This window comes from Psychrobacter sp. BI730, assembly GCF_013414195.1.
Lineage (GTDB): Bacteria > Pseudomonadota > Gammaproteobacteria > Pseudomonadales > Moraxellaceae > Psychrobacter.
The window spans coordinates 1-15,373 of record NZ_JAATTV010000024.1; the positions used below are offsets into that span (position 1 = coordinate 1).

Consider the following 15,373-nt stretch of genomic DNA (forward strand, 5'->3'; position numbering starts at 1 on the left):
CTTTATGATTATGTTTGATGATCGTATAAGCAGGCATTTAATCTAAATGGCAGTTACACAGAATCTGAGATGGGCTCGATGAAGCGTCATATCGATCTGTCTTAGCCATGTTTTTATCAGATCTTTTGCGCTTCTTTTCTATGACTCGTACATCATACCCGTGGAAATTCTGACGAGACCCTATTCTTACTCGCTTATCAATCTTAAGTTTCTTTTTTAGATCAATAACGGCTTGTTTATTCGATGCTCTAATCTGCCATTGGGACGAATCAATAAGCTGACAGCCTACCGCCATGAAATCCTTCAAGCTCTTTAACTGATTAGGCCTTATGCCAAATTGAATTGTTGATGTTCTAAAGTTATTTTTGTTTTCAAATATCTCAACGAACCTTTGCAATTGCTCAGGATTGTTTATAGACATTTGATAAGCTCTATCCAGTGCTCTAATCATTATCTCCTGGTTTTTACTACCTCTAGGCTTGCCTAGTAATAGCCTGTCATCGTCGAACAGCTCACTAGCGCGCAGATATAAGCATTTAGATTCATTTAGACTTATACCATGTCTAATAGCAACTTCAGGTAACAGTTTATCTCGAGAATTTATATTTAGCCTCTGCAGCTCCTCTAGAAAACCTATAACGTCCGCATATTTAGGATGAATGAAAATTGAACTCGTATTCGATTCTTCACGTTCATCCAAATTACCTTTCAACAGTTGGTGACTAGCATTGTTATCAGGTTCATCTACGTTTTTAAATAATGGTATTTTATTAATAGCCATTTTTTTAAGTAAATATGGTCTTATCTTATTCAGCTGCACCGTCTTCGTCTTTGCATCATAAGCAGTTTTATCTTTTCTATATATAGCAGAATAATCTAGTCCTGTTATTAAGTCTAAAACGGTTATAGGTAGCTCTAAGCAAGTGTTACTGAGCTGTTTCCCTGCCAGCAAATGAGCAGTATGAATATAATACTCGAAGGTTGTGTCGCACGTTAAATGTCCTGAAAGGCTAGCCAGCCCAAACCAAGCGCCCTGCTTTTTATGATAGCCCAAGATACCTTTTATGACTTTTTCGCACTGCTCATTATCATAATCAGTCATCACCTGTGCCAAAGGCGACTTACTTAGTACTAACGCCAGCTGACTAATCGCAGTATGCCTAAAGCTGTGAAATGTGAAGTCATGCTCCCCTAGCAATTTATCCCAAATCAACTTCATGAGATTTCTAAAGAATATACTAGGTAACGGCTGATCGCCTGAACCTTGAGAAAATAAGTAACGACGCTTCAGTCTTTTCTGCTGACGATATAACTGAGTAAATTGTTCTAGCTCGTCTTTTTTAAGCAGGCAGTTAATTGGTATAAGGCGGCTTGCACTGCTACTTTTCAATCTCCGATAGCGATTTGGTCTTAACCATATTTGCGGCTGCTCTATTCGCTGTCCATGCTCATCAATATAGATATCAGCTACATCACGAACTTTAACACCGATAAGTTCTTTAATTCGCATTCCTGTCCGGTACGCAAGACTCAAGACTACTAAGCACAGGTTTTTCTGGTCATATTCTAAATCTGAGGTGACCAAATACTCTTTCATCGTATGATATATTCGAGGTGATATCATGTTCGCTTTCACAACCTGACGCTTATTACCCCATGGAAAATATACATATGGGGCACCACAAAACTCTTTTTGATAATCATGAAACGCTTTCAACCGACCGTAAGTAAGCTTCTGAGTATCTTTAAGCTTATATAAACGTGAAGCTTTGTTTTTCTGTACAGCCTCACTAGTTAAGCCGTTGTGAATACTTTGATTTAACTCATCGTCTGAAAGACTAACTAACTTGTCATCTTTATCTAGGTTGTCTTCATTAAAGTCTGTATCCTTGTGCAAGATAGATTGCTTTCTTCCATCCTTAATCTTACTTTGAATAATTTCCTCATATATAGCTTCAAAGTCCTCGTTAGACCATTCATCAAGATTTTCATCCATTGTTAGCATCAGCCAATCACGACCAATACATCCCAGATATTTACTGATGGTATCTAACCTACTATTATTATCACTCAACAAGCTATTGACCCACCCTAAAAGACGCATGGCGTTGGGTTCGGTTAACTCCTGCTGTAACAGCTCTACTTGTATAATAGCGGATGCTTTACTGCCTTTAAGAGCATCTTGAACCTCTTTAATGAGATTCTTACTAAAACTTGGATACTCCCTACTATTGGTACCTTTTTCGTCAGATTCTGAAAAGCTTGCTACAAATAACTCTTCCCAAGTGAGCGGCTGTAGATTTGAGTTAATCACCTCTTGATTATAATTAATAAGCTTATTTGTGGTTAAGCCCGTCGTTTTAATCTTGCCCTGTCTAACAATAGCCAGTGCAGTGTCTATATCGCCTCCCTTGATCTGTCGCCAATGATAGTCAGCGTATTTTATTAACTGTGATAAATGCGGTTTACTTTTATCTTTATTTTGTAGTTTTAGCTTCTTACAAATATCACTGATAATGGTTTCAAACGACTTCACATCTTCTTTTTTTAACTTTTTATCTTTTAGCGCGTATAAAAAGCAAAGTGTCATATCATCAGGTATGTACTCTACATAGCGCTGTAAGCTTGTAGCAGATATATCCTCTGAGATATGACCTTGCGTATAAGAACAACCGTAATTGTCATCATCAATACTGAGCAAGATTAGCGCCAAACTCTCGCTGCTGACACCTGAACCTGGTAATTCATCAGTTGCTGGTAGCAGCAATTGATATATGTCTCGTTCGCCTATGAGCCATTGATACAGTGCTTTTAACACATCTATGTCATTCAACCCCCCATACATCACGCTACAGTAGAGCACTGACTCAATCAAATCATTGTTTGAGAACCTTCTTTTCCGTTGCCATATCTCAATCATTTGCTGGCTAGCAAGGCTTACTTGAGCAACATTTACCATCCAATCATAGGATATTGTTAAATGATCACGCTCTGCTATGACTGGTACAACCGGCTCATCTAAATTCAATCCATGTAATTTGTTATAACTTCGAATGAACTCTAAAAATCCTTGCCTGGCTAAGTAATAGCTATGTGCCGTATCAAAATGCATTTCAAGTATGCTACCAATGGTTTGATAGTATTCAGTTAGGTCTTTTCCTGTGGGTATCTGATTATCATCAATATAAGACGCTATCAAAGCTTTCGCCTCATTTTTGATACTTTCATAACTCTTGCTTTTATTTTCTTCTCTTAACTGATGGGCAACGGCATTATCCATATATATTTACCTCAACTTGTCGTAGGTTAAGCTCAACTGCAACTTTATCTAAGTCAAAGGATAATTCTTTTAGCTCATTAATGGATAATGACGACATTGGATGCATAGCCTCCTGATCTGGATGTTCATGGCCATATAAGGCGCAGATCAAATGCTCGGGGGACCTATTCGTAAGTAGTGAGCGTAATTGATGTCTTAGCCAGTTATCTTGGTGACTAAAAAAATCTTTTATCTGGTAGCGGACCTTACTAGGCGTAATACCGGTAAACCCTTTTGGGTTTTGGCTAAATAGCTGAATGAGTGGCTGACTAGAGTTCAAAATGTTATTTATAGGAAATTGATCATTGGGATATATAGAATTATGCATAACCGCAAATTGCTTGATATATTCAATGTAATTCTGAATGGCTATGATTAAGAAATCACTAAGAGGAATAAGCCTTCCCTGCCCTTGTCCATGACGCTCTTCTTTATCAGAGATCCATAAGAGCCGCTGCCTAAAGTCAAACTGATTTAAAAGCCCAGGCGCATTCTTTACGGGTCTAATCCCAGTCTGAATAAATATGATGTGCCATAGCCAGACACCATGAGCATTAAACTGCTCAATATAACGGTCCTGACGTATGCTTACGTTCCGCTTTAATCGACCGTTATAACTCTCAGCTGCCTCAGCAAGCTCATCAAAAAACTTTTGACAAATATCAGTATTCAAAGTCATGTCACTACCGATATATTTTTTATACCGATTGCTTTTCGTGCCAGACATACTAAGCTGTCGCAGCTCACCTTGGCTGTCCGCAGTACAGTATTTGGTCAATAGCTGTATAGCGCTGTAGTAGGTCTTCTCTAAACTTATCGTCTCAATACTGGTGTAATACAAGGGCGAGCTGTATTTCACATCAACCCCAGTAACCATGTCGGCATGTAAAGGCTCTTGCAGCTCATTCTTTATAACTGTATATAGACAAGCGTCAATATGCTGATTCGATAACACTGGTAGCTCTAGTTGCACTTTTAAGCTTGCCAGCACTTTAGACACTTCATCGCTATCCACCAAAAACTTATTTTCAATAACTGCTTGCAGTCTAGCTGGCAGAGGTAATTTAAATTCATTGTCATGACTTTGACGATGTGGCAATAAGTGACTTCTACGATTCGAAGTTACTTTAATAGTATTACTCATAGCATAACTATCAGCAGCCGAACCGCTCTCATGAATCAACCACTTGCGCTGACTTTTATCCAGTTCTAACTCGTAAATCACGTCTTGTATCTTCCGACCACTTAATAGTGATAGTAATATGACCGCATAAATCTGACGCTGCTTATAACTGACAATAATAAAAAGCTGCCACACCCGAGCAAATAGCATCTGATAGCTCAGTAGACTTAGTTTACGTAGATTAGTAGAAAAATGAAACTGATTACGGCGGGCGTGTCGATAGTTGTTTTTTAGCTTCCATTGCTGTAATTCTGAGGATTTAGCAGTTGTACTGGAAGGCTTAAAATCATTATCTAAAAGCGCAGGCGGGTCATCATCAGCAATACTTTCAGCATCCGCCACGTTATCGTTTTTATGAGGTTTACTAAATATTGTGAATCGTACTGGCTCATCAGAGCTATCAAGGTATCGCTTATTAGCATGTTCTTTACTAAGCTCATTGTTTTGTAAGTTAGTATAGGTTTTACCTACAAACGTTTTGTTCTCTGCAACCACTTCATAGGCAAGTCTTATTTGACCAGTTTTACCAGCCAGCTTTTGATTAACCGCTTTGCCTGACTTTTCATCATTCCTTATTTGGGCTTCATATTGACGTAACAGCACTAGCGCCTTCGTCAGTGAAACATGTTGAGCATGGATGTTAATTAGTTTTTTAACAATCTCAGATTGTGGGTTATTGTCCTTTAACCCCATCCTTAGACGCACACTTAGCTGACTGACTTTGGCAGAGTGCTCATCCTTACGTATAGCAATCATAATAATTATTTGTAGATATGCACTCATAAACTGCCATGCTTTATTACCAGGATGTACTTGGCCATACCTCTGGTAAAACAAGACCAGCATATAAGTCACAGCCCAATCCTCAATTTTTTTCTCTTTTACGACTGCCTTGGCAATAGCTTCACATTCAAATGAGGTAAATATAGGCTTATCTATGTTGGTCTGCTCATCACTATGTAGGCAAAAGCTTGGATTAATATAAAGAGTATTAATGATCAGGTTTTGTACTTTTATACAGTACAGTGAATCAAGTGGCACTAGATGATCTAAAACCCTCTGTAATTCGCTGTTATCAAACTGCTTTATATTCATTAGGACGCACCACTCAACCAGCTCATACTTTGAGGAATACCTAGAACTCGCTCTTCTAGTGCAAACTTACATTGGCGATATTCATAACTACTCTGGCTAATACCTGCAAAATGGCAATACTCCCTTACAGTCAGTTGCTTAACCCCCATAAGCTGACATATAACACTTTGAGGCGCCGTACTTTTAAGCGCTTTAAACAAATCGGGATGGTGAATACCTTTCAAGAAAATTAAGTCTATAACATCCCTCCATGCGAGCTGCTGAACGTCTTTAATACTTTCAGGGATTATCAAGCACGGATAATCCCTATTATTCTCGAACCTTAAGACCTGATCGACTCTTTGGAAATCATTAAAGAAATAAAAATTGTTATCCCCTCCATCAACTAACCGAAGTGGTGGACGGTAAAAGTTATCCAAAAACTTCATATCGATATAAGGAGTTTTAGGCCGCAATCTCTGCCAAACACATAAAGCAGTTCTAGCATACGGATGTACATACAGATCATCCTTACTAGGGTTGGCAAGTTTTTGCCCAACTGAACCGCTCTAGTATTGTCGGAGAATCAACATTCTGAGAGAATAAGACAATCCTAGCGCGGTTCACAATTAATTTATAGAGCTAATAGTAAGTCTGCTCACGCTCTGAACCACAGAGTTGTGCTCCAGATTGAGTAGGTCTGTTCATAACTGTTAATCATTGAAAACTTTAAAAAAACTTCTAATTATTCTCAGGTTTTTATATTTTTCGGAAGTAGTAAATAGAAGTATTAAATTTCTGATGCTAAACAGGAGGTAGTCCTAAATAAGCTTTAATTAATAATTTTTCTAGCTCATTATAATTATATTCTCTAGGATTATAGTAAGGACTATCACAAACAATTCTTGCTACTTCCGCTGGACCTTCTTTAGGTAAACCAATATCTTTTAGCGCCAAATCAATACCTAAAGACTGATTTAGACGGTAGATTACCAAGCCAACTTCTTCACAGCTACTGACACCAAAAGCTTCTGCCAGTCTATCCATGGCTTCAATATCAGCGTGACGGTTGTAATGTACTGAATATGCAAGCGTAATGGCATGAGCCTGCGCATGCGGTAAATTGAAAGTACCACCTAAGACATGACAGATTTTATGGTGAATGGCCATTCCAACTGAACCAAGGCACACACCAGCAAGCCATGCACCATAGCTTGCTTTTTGACGGGCTGAGATATTGGTGAGATCTCCGACAATCACAGGCAAGGAAGACTGTAATGCTTTAATAGACTCAATGGCCATCAGGCTGATAATTGGGTTTTTGTCCTTAGCATATAACGCTTCTACAGCATGCGCCATGGCATTCATACCTGAGCAAGCTGAGATTTTAGCGGGTAATGTTAGATTTAAATTTGGATCATAAATCACTACTTTAGGTAGTACATGATTGTCTTTACCAGTGGTTTTCAGATTGTTTTCCGTAAAACCATAAATGGGTGTCATTTCGCTACCAGCATAGGTAGTCGGTATGGCAACGATAGGCAAATGTGTCTTTAAAGCAATTATTTTGGCAAGACCAATCGTAGAGCCACCGCCCAAACCCAGACAGCAATCAATGTCATTATCTTTGGCAAACTCCACCGCCTTGTCTGCCACCTCCACTGGTACATGCATTACTGCATGCGGATACACGCCTGCACATATTTCTTGCAGCTCTTTTGCCAATTGACGACCCGCCTCTTCTTGACCAGATGTCGTAATCACCAACACCTTTTGATAACCATACTGAATTAAGATGTCTTTGACTTCACTTGACTTGCTCACGCCAAAATGAACATCAACTGGTAGAGCTTTGTAATGAAACTGTTGCATGAGTTCATCCTTGAGCAGGTCAATATTAGGAAGCTTAATGAGTAGTGAGTAGTTTTTCAATATACTCAAACCTTAACTTTAAAAATAAAAATAGTTTTTAATATATAAAAACCCCATAAGTTAATAGCTTACGGGGTCTTATTTTAGAACGATATTTTATTTATTAAAATATCTATTTTAGTAATGCCACAATTAGAAAGAATACAATGCAATTCCAGTTATTAATTCTTTATGAGAATACAGTAATCCCCACAAACACACCGCTAATAATTACTCCAGATATTGCAAACCAAATTAGACAGTAACCCATAATATCTCTAGCCGATAATCCCGCAATACCAAGTAAAGGAAGTGCCCAAAATGGTTGGATTTGGTTTGTCCATGCATCTCCCCAGGCAAATGCCATAATTGCTTGCGGAATATCAGCATCCATAGCGTATGCTGCTTGCATCATGACAGGCCCTTGAATTGCCCACTGTCCACCACCAGAAGGAATGAAGAAGTTTACAAAACCAGCTGCTAAGAAAGTCATTAGTGGAAAAGTTTCTGGAGTAGCAATATTAATAAAACCGGCTGCAACAATATCAACCAAACCTGAACTAGCCATCATACCGGCAACACCAGCGTAAATAGGAAACTGAATTATAATCCCTCTAGCAGCAACAACAGCATCTTTTACAGTATCTAGAAAAGCCATAGGACTTTTTTGAAAAACTAAAGCAAGTGTAAAAAATAAAATAATTACAGTATCAAGTGTTAGTGAGAAATCATTACTTATAATCGAACTACCTATGAATAACACAGGAACAATTGCTAAAACCCAATTAACCCAACGACTGTGCTCTAAACGTTCCGCAAAGCTAGTTGGCTCTTTAGAGTCTAAGACATGCTCATGTTCAATATCATCAACAAACTCAATCACATCTTCTTTTTTAACCTTAATGAATGCATACAATGCGATTAAAGCGACAAGTATTAACCCAGAAATAGCAAGGTTCCAACTTGAAAACAAAGTTTGTGAAACTGGTATGATACCAATCTGCTCTTCCATAAAATGACCAGGTGTAGCAATCACTAAAGGTATTGATGAAGACGGACCACGAATGATCTCACCGCTGTAAGCAGCGGCTACTATCAACGGAAAGTGTACTCCTTTTATTCTTTTCCCCATTTCTCGTGCTAGTAAAGCACCGACAACTAACCCAAATGCCCAGTTGATATAGCATGATACAAAAGATACTAAAGCAACCAATAATATTGCCTGTCTAGGACTTTTTGGAATAGTTGTTACCTTTCCTAGCAAATCTTTTACTATGGGCGTCTGTGCTAAAGTAAAGCCCGTTATTAGCACTAATGCCATCTGCATACCAAATTTGAATAATGAAGTAAATCCTTCACCCCAGTGATTCGACATTTCAATTGGAGACTGTCCAGCGAATATAATACCGCTAAAGAAAATCATTACAGTTAGTAGGATTGCTAAGATATAAGCATCTGGTAGATATTTTTGAGTTAACTTTACTGAGAAGTTAATAATACTGTTCATGTTTCATTCCTTTGAAGTCGATCTGTTATTGTGTTAGACACGTTCAATAATTATTGCTATTCCCTGTCCTACACCGATGCACATTGTACATAGCGCATAACGCCCATTAGTGCGAATAAGCTCATACATAGCAGTCGTTACAAGACGAGCACCAGATGCCCCTAATGGATGACCGAGTGCAATAGCTCCACCATTAGGGTTAACTCGAGGGTCATCATCAGCTAAACCTAAGTCTCTCATTACAGCCAGCCCCTGAGAGGCAAAGGCTTCATTGAGCTCAATTACATCCATCTGATCAAGAGTTAGGCCTGCGAGTGCAAGTACTTTCTTTGTAGCAGGTGCGGGAGCAAAACCCATAATACGAGGTTCAACACCTGCAGTCGCCATAGCGACAATTTTTGCTTTTAATGTAAGGCCATGTTCTGCAGCAGCAGCTTTAGAGGCAATTAGCAGCGCACAAGCACCATCGTTGACACCTGAAGCATTACCAGCAGTAATAGTGCCTTCAGCTTTAACAAATGGCTGAAGTTGATTTAGAGCTTCTAGTGTCGTGTTAGGACGAGGGTGCTCATCAGTATCAATAATTAAGCTATTGCCTTTACGCTGGGAGATATTTACAGGAGTAATCTCAGTTTTAAAGAAACCTGACTTTATTGCTGCTGCTGCTCTTTGCTGACTAAATAATGCAAACTTATCTTGATCATGACGATTAATTTTAAAATCGTTTGCAACGTTTTCTGCTGTTTGGGGCATGCTATCTACCCCATACATTTCATTCATTTTAGGGTTGATAAAACGCCACCCTATCGTTGTATCCTCAATTTTATTATCCCTACTAAAAGCTTTCGTTGCTTTTGGCATGACAAAAGGTGAACGTGACATGCTCTCAACACCACCTGCAATAACCAGTTGTTGCTCGCCCGCTTTAATTGCACGTGCAGCGATACCTATAGTATCCATTCCTGATCCGCATAATCTATTCACCGTGTTTCCTGTAACCTCAACCGGTAAGCCTGCTAGCAACGCCGACATACGAGCAACGTTCCTATTATCTTCTCCTGCCTGGTTAGCACAGCCATAGACAACATCGTCAACTTTTGCCAATCAACTTTAGAATTACGCTCAATCAGTGCTTTGATAGGTATTGCTCCAAGATCATCAGCTCTAATACTAGATAGGCTCCCTCCATAACGACCAAAGGGTGTGCGTATGGCATCGCAAATATATGCATCTATAATTTCTGTGTTCAAATTTGACTGAGTCATAAAACATCCTTATTTATTAATATATAGCCGTAATAATATTTATTCTGTTTCTTAGTCACTTAAAGCTAAGATTAATGGCGCATCTGTAATAGCTTGAAGGTCTTCTAGTGTCATACCTTCTACAATATCTATGACTTGAAGCCCTTTCTCAGTAACATCTATACTGGCATACTCTGTATATATACGATTAATGCAGCTAAGTCCTGTTACAGGAAAGCTTAAACTTTTCACAATTTTTGGATGACCGTTTTTTGTCTGATGTGTCATCATCACATATACTTTTTTAGCTCCTACAGCTAAGTCCATTGCACCGCCAACTGCAGGAATAGCACCTTCCTTTCCAGTACTCCAATTAGCTAAGTCGCCATTAGCGGCAACTTGGTAAGCACCCAATACACATAAATCAATATGTCCGCCACGCATCATGGCGAAGGAGTCTGCGTGATGAAAATAACTTCCTCCGCGCAAAAGACTGACATACTCTTTACCTGCATTAATAAGATCTTCGTCTTCTTCATTTTCAGCTGGAGCTGGTCCCATACCTAGCAATCCGTTTTCACTATGCAGAAAATAGTCTTTATCTTCCGGTAAAAAGTTAGCTATCTGAGTAGGTAGCCCAATACCTAAGTTCACATACCAACCTTCTGCTATGTCACGCGCCACAGCCCGAGCCATCTCTTCTTGGTTCCTTGGAGTAAATCCCATTTAATAACTCCTTTAATAAGATTAATACTTATATGATTAAGCGAATAATATTAATAACGTAACTACTATAATTTTATACTCATACCACAAAGCTATACTTGAACGATATGTTGAACAAATATGCCTGGGGTAATAATATGTTCTGGATCTAAGTCACCTAACAAGACTGTTTCTTGAACTTGCGCGATTGTAATGTCAGCAGCCATTGCCATAATAGGTCCGAAATTCCGTCCTGTTTTACGATAAACCAAGTTACCCCAACGATCACCTTTATAGGCTTTTATTAATGCAACGTCAGCTTTTAGTGGGTGTTCAAGTACGTATGGTTTGCCATTAATCTCTCGAGTTTCTTTATCTTTAGCAAGCAGTGTTCCATAACCAGTAGGAGTAAATATGGCTCCAAGCCCAGAGCCAGCTGCTTGAATTCGGCAGGCTAAATTGCCTTGAGGAACTAATTCAAGTTCAATTTTCCCAGCGAGATATAGTTCATCAAATACATATGAATCATGTTGACGAGGAAATGAGCAAATCATTTTATCAACCTGACCTTCTTTCAATAATGCCGCCAAACCGTGAGAACCATTACCAGCATTATTACTAATAATTGTGAGATGCTTCGCTCCATGTTCAATAAGAGCATCTATCAACTCTGCAGGCTGACCAGCTTTGCCAAAGCCACCTATCATCACGGTATCACCATCGCTTACTTTATCGATGGCTTTCTCTATGCTTAAAGCTACCTTATCAATCATTATGTGATTTCCTGCCTATAATTAAACTTACAAAGTAAATCGCTAAATCGCTTAGATTTTTGATTCTAAAAAACTTAATCTAGAAAGTGTTTTGAAATTATTTTTAATATTCAAAGAATGTATAAGACTATAGGTATTCTGATAAAATATGTCTAAGACCTAATTTAGCAGGCTATAATACCTTTTAAGTATGGGCTAAATTTGCAGCCATATATTAAATAAGTATTAATTGGTGTATTTAAGCTTTGGATGAGAACGATGGATCTTAGACATTTACGTTATTTCGTTGCAGTAGCTGATTGTCAGAGTTTTAATAAAGCTGCTGATAAACTTCATATATCTCAGCCACCTCTAAGTAGGCAGATAAAACAACTAGAAGAAGAGTTAGAAATCCAATTAATTGATCGCAATCAAAGACCTCTATCTTTGACTGAAGCGGGAGTTTTTTTCTATGAGCATGCTACTCGTATATTATCCGAAGCAGACTACCTTAAAAGTATGACTCAACGAATGGCTAGAACCCAAAAAACCTTATCAATCGGGTTCGTATCATCAATACTCTATGGAACTTTGCCCAAAGTAATAGGTGGCTTTAGAAAATTTCATCCCGATATAGAAGTGAGGCTTCATGAGTTGAATTCATGGCAACAAATTGAAGCTTTAAAAAGTGGAAAAATTGATGCAGGGTTTGGAAGGATGCGTTTTGAAGACCCTTCAATTGATAGAACTGTATTGAGAGAAGAAAGGCTTGTCGCCGCACTTCCTATAAATCATTTTCTATCCAAGAAAAACCATAAAAGCATTTCACTTTTAGATCTAGAACATGAACCATTACTTTTATTTCCTAAAGAGCCGCGACCTAGTTTTATTGATCAAATCCTTGATATATTTGATGAACGTAAAATTCACCCAAGTAACTCTAGAGAAGTTCGAGAGCTACAAGTCGCATTAGGTTTAGTTGCTGCCGGGGAAGGTTTAACAATCGTACCCCATACTGTAGCTCATGTTCGTAAAGATGAAATCTGTTATATCCCTCTTGATGACCTTCATATAACATCTCCAATCATAATCAGTATGCGACACTTTGAAAAATCTAAAGCTTTGAACACTCTCTTAAAAGTGGCTAAAGAGAATTACGGAAAATGACTACTATAAAAAGAATAAGGCTATTGACTTACTTTTGGGAAATACCTATGTAAAAGCAGAAGCACATAGCTACTGACTTTCTTCATACGTTGAACGAAAGATATATCCTCTATTACGAATCATGTAAAAGCTTCATTTGTGAACTATTGCATTGAAAAGAACTTCTGACACTATTCATTTTGATACTATTTTGATACTCTAAATTTATTGATAGATATATTTACTTGTTGACAGATATGTTTATATTACAATCTAAACCCTTGTATCAACTGACTTACAATCGGAAATTACAGATATTTATCGCTATATATTGTGTATTGTTGTTGTAAAAATAAGGACTCATAATCCTTTGGTCGTAGGTTCAAGTCCTACTGGGCCCACCATATATTGATTCAGGCTTGTTCGCAGCGATGCGACAAGCCTTTTTTTATGGGGTTTTGTAAGTTTTACGAATATCGATGAATGGCATTCGGTGACTCAGCGCATTCTTAATAATGAAATAGACTGTTTGTTGATTTCTCCTGAGCGCTTAGCTAACGACAGCTTTATCGAAACGGTATTACAGCCCATTGCTGACCGCATTGCTCTGATGGTGATTGATGAAGCGCACTGCATTTCTGATTGGGGTCATGACTTTCGCCCAGATTATCGCCGTATTACAAATATCTTGCGCCAGTTACCCTCCAACACGCCAGTACTGGGTACTACAGCGACAGCTAACAACCGTGTAATCGAAGACATACAAACCCAGCTGGGTGATATCAATATTCATCGTGGTCCACTAACTCGTGAAAGTCTCGCTCTACAAACCATGATATTGCCTGATCAGGCTTCACGATTAGCTTGGTTAGCACAGGTGATACCTACGTTACCGGGTACAGGTATCGTTTATACCTTAACAGTAAGGGATGCTGAGCAAGTAGCCGAGTGGCTGGTCGCTAATGATATAGATGCCAAGGCATACCACGGCAGTGTTACACATGATAGCTTTGAAGACAGTAATACCTATCGTCAGCATCTAGAAAATCTGCTTCTCAATAACCAGTTAAAGGTGTTAGTAGCCACCACGGCGCTAGGTATGGGTTACGACAAGCCTGATTTAAGCTTTGTAATTCATTATCAGGCGCCAAGCTCTATCGTTGCCTATTACCAACAGGTGGGTCGTGCTGGTCGCGGTATTGATCATGCTGTGGGTATGTTGATGTCGGGTATGGAAGATCATAATATTCATGAGTTCTTCCGAGAATCGGCTTTTCCTTCAGAAGTGCAAGTGAATGAGATTTTACAGGTATTGGAAAACAGCGATGGCTTGTCGATTCGCAGTATGGAAGAGCAAACTAATCTGCGTCATGGCCAGATTGAAAAAGTACTGAAGCTGCTGAGTGTCGAAAGTCCGGCGCCAGTAATCAAAGATGGCAGCCGTTGGGTTAGGACACCAGTGCCCTATAAAATGGACCATGCCCGAATCACTCACTTAACAGGACAACGTGTACAGGAATGGCAAGAAGTGCAGAAATATCTGGATAATACTATAGTCAGTTTAATATAAAATCGATACAGCCCATATCATGAAATAGTTTAGGCAGATTGTTCTCCATCCATTCTTGGCGTAGAAATTTAGCTTGTGCCCACTTCTTCTCGATAGGATTTAGATCAGGGCTGTAGGGTGGTAAAAATAAAAGGCGATGGCCGTGTCTATTAAGCAGCTTTTGCACGCGTTTATGAAAGCTTGCATTATCCATTACGATTACGCATTTGGTTTTTAGGCTCGGTATGAGCGTGTACTTGCACCAGTTATAGAATACATCTCCATTGATGTTTTTCTCGAAGTAATCAAGTGCAAATAGTACGCTTTCGTACAGGGCACCAATGACGTTGGTACGTTTTTTACCTTGCCAGTTATAGCGATCGATACAAGGTCTACCTATCGGTGCATAGCCATAAGGCCTGATGGTCTCATGCTCAAAGCCACTTTCATCCATATAAACAATGGGATAGCCTTGAATCATATAATCGCTCAAATGATTGAGATACTTAGCTCTTTTTATCGGACAGGCCTTTGGATGTTCTAGTGTCTTTTTTTTGACTGATGTTTAATCGTTTTAAGGCATGATGAATGCCGGTTTTACTACAACCAAGACGATTTGCGCGCTCATATTGATAGTCATCAGGATACGCTTTGACGTCCTGAAGCAAAACGTTATCAGGTATTTTAGTCGGGGCTTTATCTCGCCCTTTCTTAGGCTCTAAGCTCTGTCTCCAGCTATGTATAGTACTGGTGCTAAGCGCGTAAAAAGCAGCAGCTTCTCTAACAGTCAGACCATTATCGATGCTAGAAAGTACCTGTGTACGATAGTCGATTGAATAAGTCATGGTTTATCTAAATAGTTGATTAGTTTTTATTTATTGTATCGGTTTTATCTGAACTCTACTATAGGGCGTGTTGAACATTCATAATTTGAGCCAGATATAAGCACAAGCAAGAGCGACCGTATTTTCATAACTCTGCTT

The 15,373-nt window shown here is 38.8% G+C and carries 10 protein-coding genes and 1 pseudogene; 2 read left to right on the plus strand and 9 right to left on the minus strand.

Going from position 1 to position 15,373, the window contains the following annotated elements; translation table 11 throughout:
* Positions 1–37: 37 nt before the first annotated feature.
* From HCZ91_RS13410 to HCZ91_RS13440, 7 genes and pseudogenes are all read right to left on the minus strand, one after another.
* On the minus strand, positions 38–3,280 hold the full coding sequence (locus tag HCZ91_RS13410; RefSeq protein ID WP_179799735.1) for a site-specific integrase: 3,243 nt from the start codon (positions 3,278–3,280) through the stop codon (positions 38–40).
* A complete protein-coding gene (locus HCZ91_RS13415) occupies positions 3,273–5,597 on the minus strand; it encodes a hypothetical protein (RefSeq protein WP_179799736.1) in 2,325 nt (774 codons plus the stop codon). Before HCZ91_RS13415 ends, HCZ91_RS13410 begins: the two co-directional genes overlap by 8 nt.
* A 783-nt stretch (positions 5,598–6,380) precedes the next feature.
* Complete coding sequence (locus HCZ91_RS13420; protein WP_179799737.1) at positions 6,381–7,448, minus strand: maleylacetate reductase; 1,068 nt, start codon at positions 7,446–7,448, stop codon at positions 6,381–6,383.
* A gap of 229 nt (positions 7,449–7,677) precedes the next feature.
* Positions 7,678–8,994: a TIGR00366 family protein gene (locus tag HCZ91_RS13425; RefSeq protein ID WP_179799738.1), complete on the minus strand. Its 1,317-nt coding sequence runs from the start codon at positions 8,992–8,994 to the stop codon at positions 7,678–7,680.
* Between the two features lie 33 nt (positions 8,995–9,027).
* Positions 9,028–10,232: pseudogene (gene pcaF, locus HCZ91_RS13430) on the minus strand (3-oxoadipyl-CoA thiolase).
* 78 nt (positions 10,233–10,310) lie between these two features.
* Positions 10,311–10,964 (minus strand): 3-oxoacid CoA-transferase subunit B, encoded by a 654-nt coding sequence (locus HCZ91_RS13435; protein WP_179799739.1) that lies wholly within the window; start codon positions 10,962–10,964, stop codon positions 10,311–10,313.
* A gap of 92 nt (positions 10,965–11,056) precedes the next feature.
* Entirely contained in the window at positions 11,057–11,716 is a 660-nt protein-coding gene (locus HCZ91_RS13440; protein ID WP_179799740.1) for a 3-oxoacid CoA-transferase subunit A, read from the minus strand.
* A gap of 258 nt (positions 11,717–11,974) precedes the next feature.
* Here HCZ91_RS13440 and HCZ91_RS13445 point away from each other — a divergent pair, with 258 nt between their 5' ends.
* Positions 11,975–12,862 (plus strand): LysR family transcriptional regulator, encoded by an 888-nt coding sequence (locus HCZ91_RS13445; protein WP_179799741.1) that lies wholly within the window; start codon positions 11,975–11,977, stop codon positions 12,860–12,862.
* Between the two features lie 472 nt (positions 12,863–13,334).
* Positions 13,335–14,411 carry a helicase-related protein gene (locus tag HCZ91_RS13450; RefSeq protein ID WP_346342201.1) on the plus strand — a complete coding sequence of 359 codons (1,077 nt, stop codon included), beginning with the start codon at positions 13,335–13,337 and terminating at the stop codon, positions 14,409–14,411.
* On the opposite strand, the gene HCZ91_RS14030 is transcribed toward HCZ91_RS13450, so the two are convergent.
* Together HCZ91_RS14030 and HCZ91_RS14035 are read right to left on the minus strand one after the other, a co-directional pair.
* Positions 14,398–14,910 carry an IS630 family transposase gene (locus HCZ91_RS14030; protein WP_346342202.1) on the minus strand — a complete coding sequence of 171 codons (513 nt, stop codon included), beginning with the start codon at positions 14,908–14,910 and terminating at the stop codon, positions 14,398–14,400. The genes HCZ91_RS13450 and HCZ91_RS14030 overlap by 14 nt on opposite strands.
* Complete coding sequence (locus tag HCZ91_RS14035; protein ID WP_257020074.1) at positions 14,897–15,235, minus strand: transposase; 339 nt, start codon at positions 15,233–15,235, stop codon at positions 14,897–14,899. The genes HCZ91_RS14030 and HCZ91_RS14035 overlap by 14 nt, the downstream gene beginning before the upstream one ends.
* Between the last annotated feature and the right edge of the window lie 138 nt (positions 15,236–15,373).

Coding starts and splice junctions, on each gene's coding strand:
- HCZ91_RS13425 (WP_179799738.1), bottom strand. CDS start 8,994: ATGAACAGTATTATTAACTTCTCAGTAAAGTTAACTCAAAAATATCTA.
- HCZ91_RS13440 (WP_179799740.1), bottom strand. CDS start 11,716: ATGATTGATAAGGTAGCTTTAAGCATAGAGAAAGCCATCGATAAAGTA.
- HCZ91_RS13410 (WP_179799735.1), bottom strand. CDS start 3,280: ATGGATAATGCCGTTGCCCATCAGTTAAGAGAAGAAAATAAAAGCAAG.
- HCZ91_RS13445 (WP_179799741.1), top strand. CDS start 11,975: ATGGATCTTAGACATTTACGTTATTTCGTTGCAGTAGCTGATTGTCAG.
- HCZ91_RS13435 (WP_179799739.1), bottom strand. CDS start 10,964: ATGGGATTTACTCCAAGGAACCAAGAAGAGATGGCTCGGGCTGTGGCG.
- HCZ91_RS13420 (WP_179799737.1), bottom strand. CDS start 7,448: ATGCAACAGTTTCATTACAAAGCTCTACCAGTTGATGTTCATTTTGGC.
- HCZ91_RS13415 (WP_179799736.1), bottom strand. CDS start 5,597: ATGAATATAAAGCAGTTTGATAACAGCGAATTACAGAGGGTTTTAGAT.
- HCZ91_RS14035 (WP_257020074.1), bottom strand. CDS start 15,235: ATGACTTATTCAATCGACTATCGTACACAGGTACTTTCTAGCATCGAT.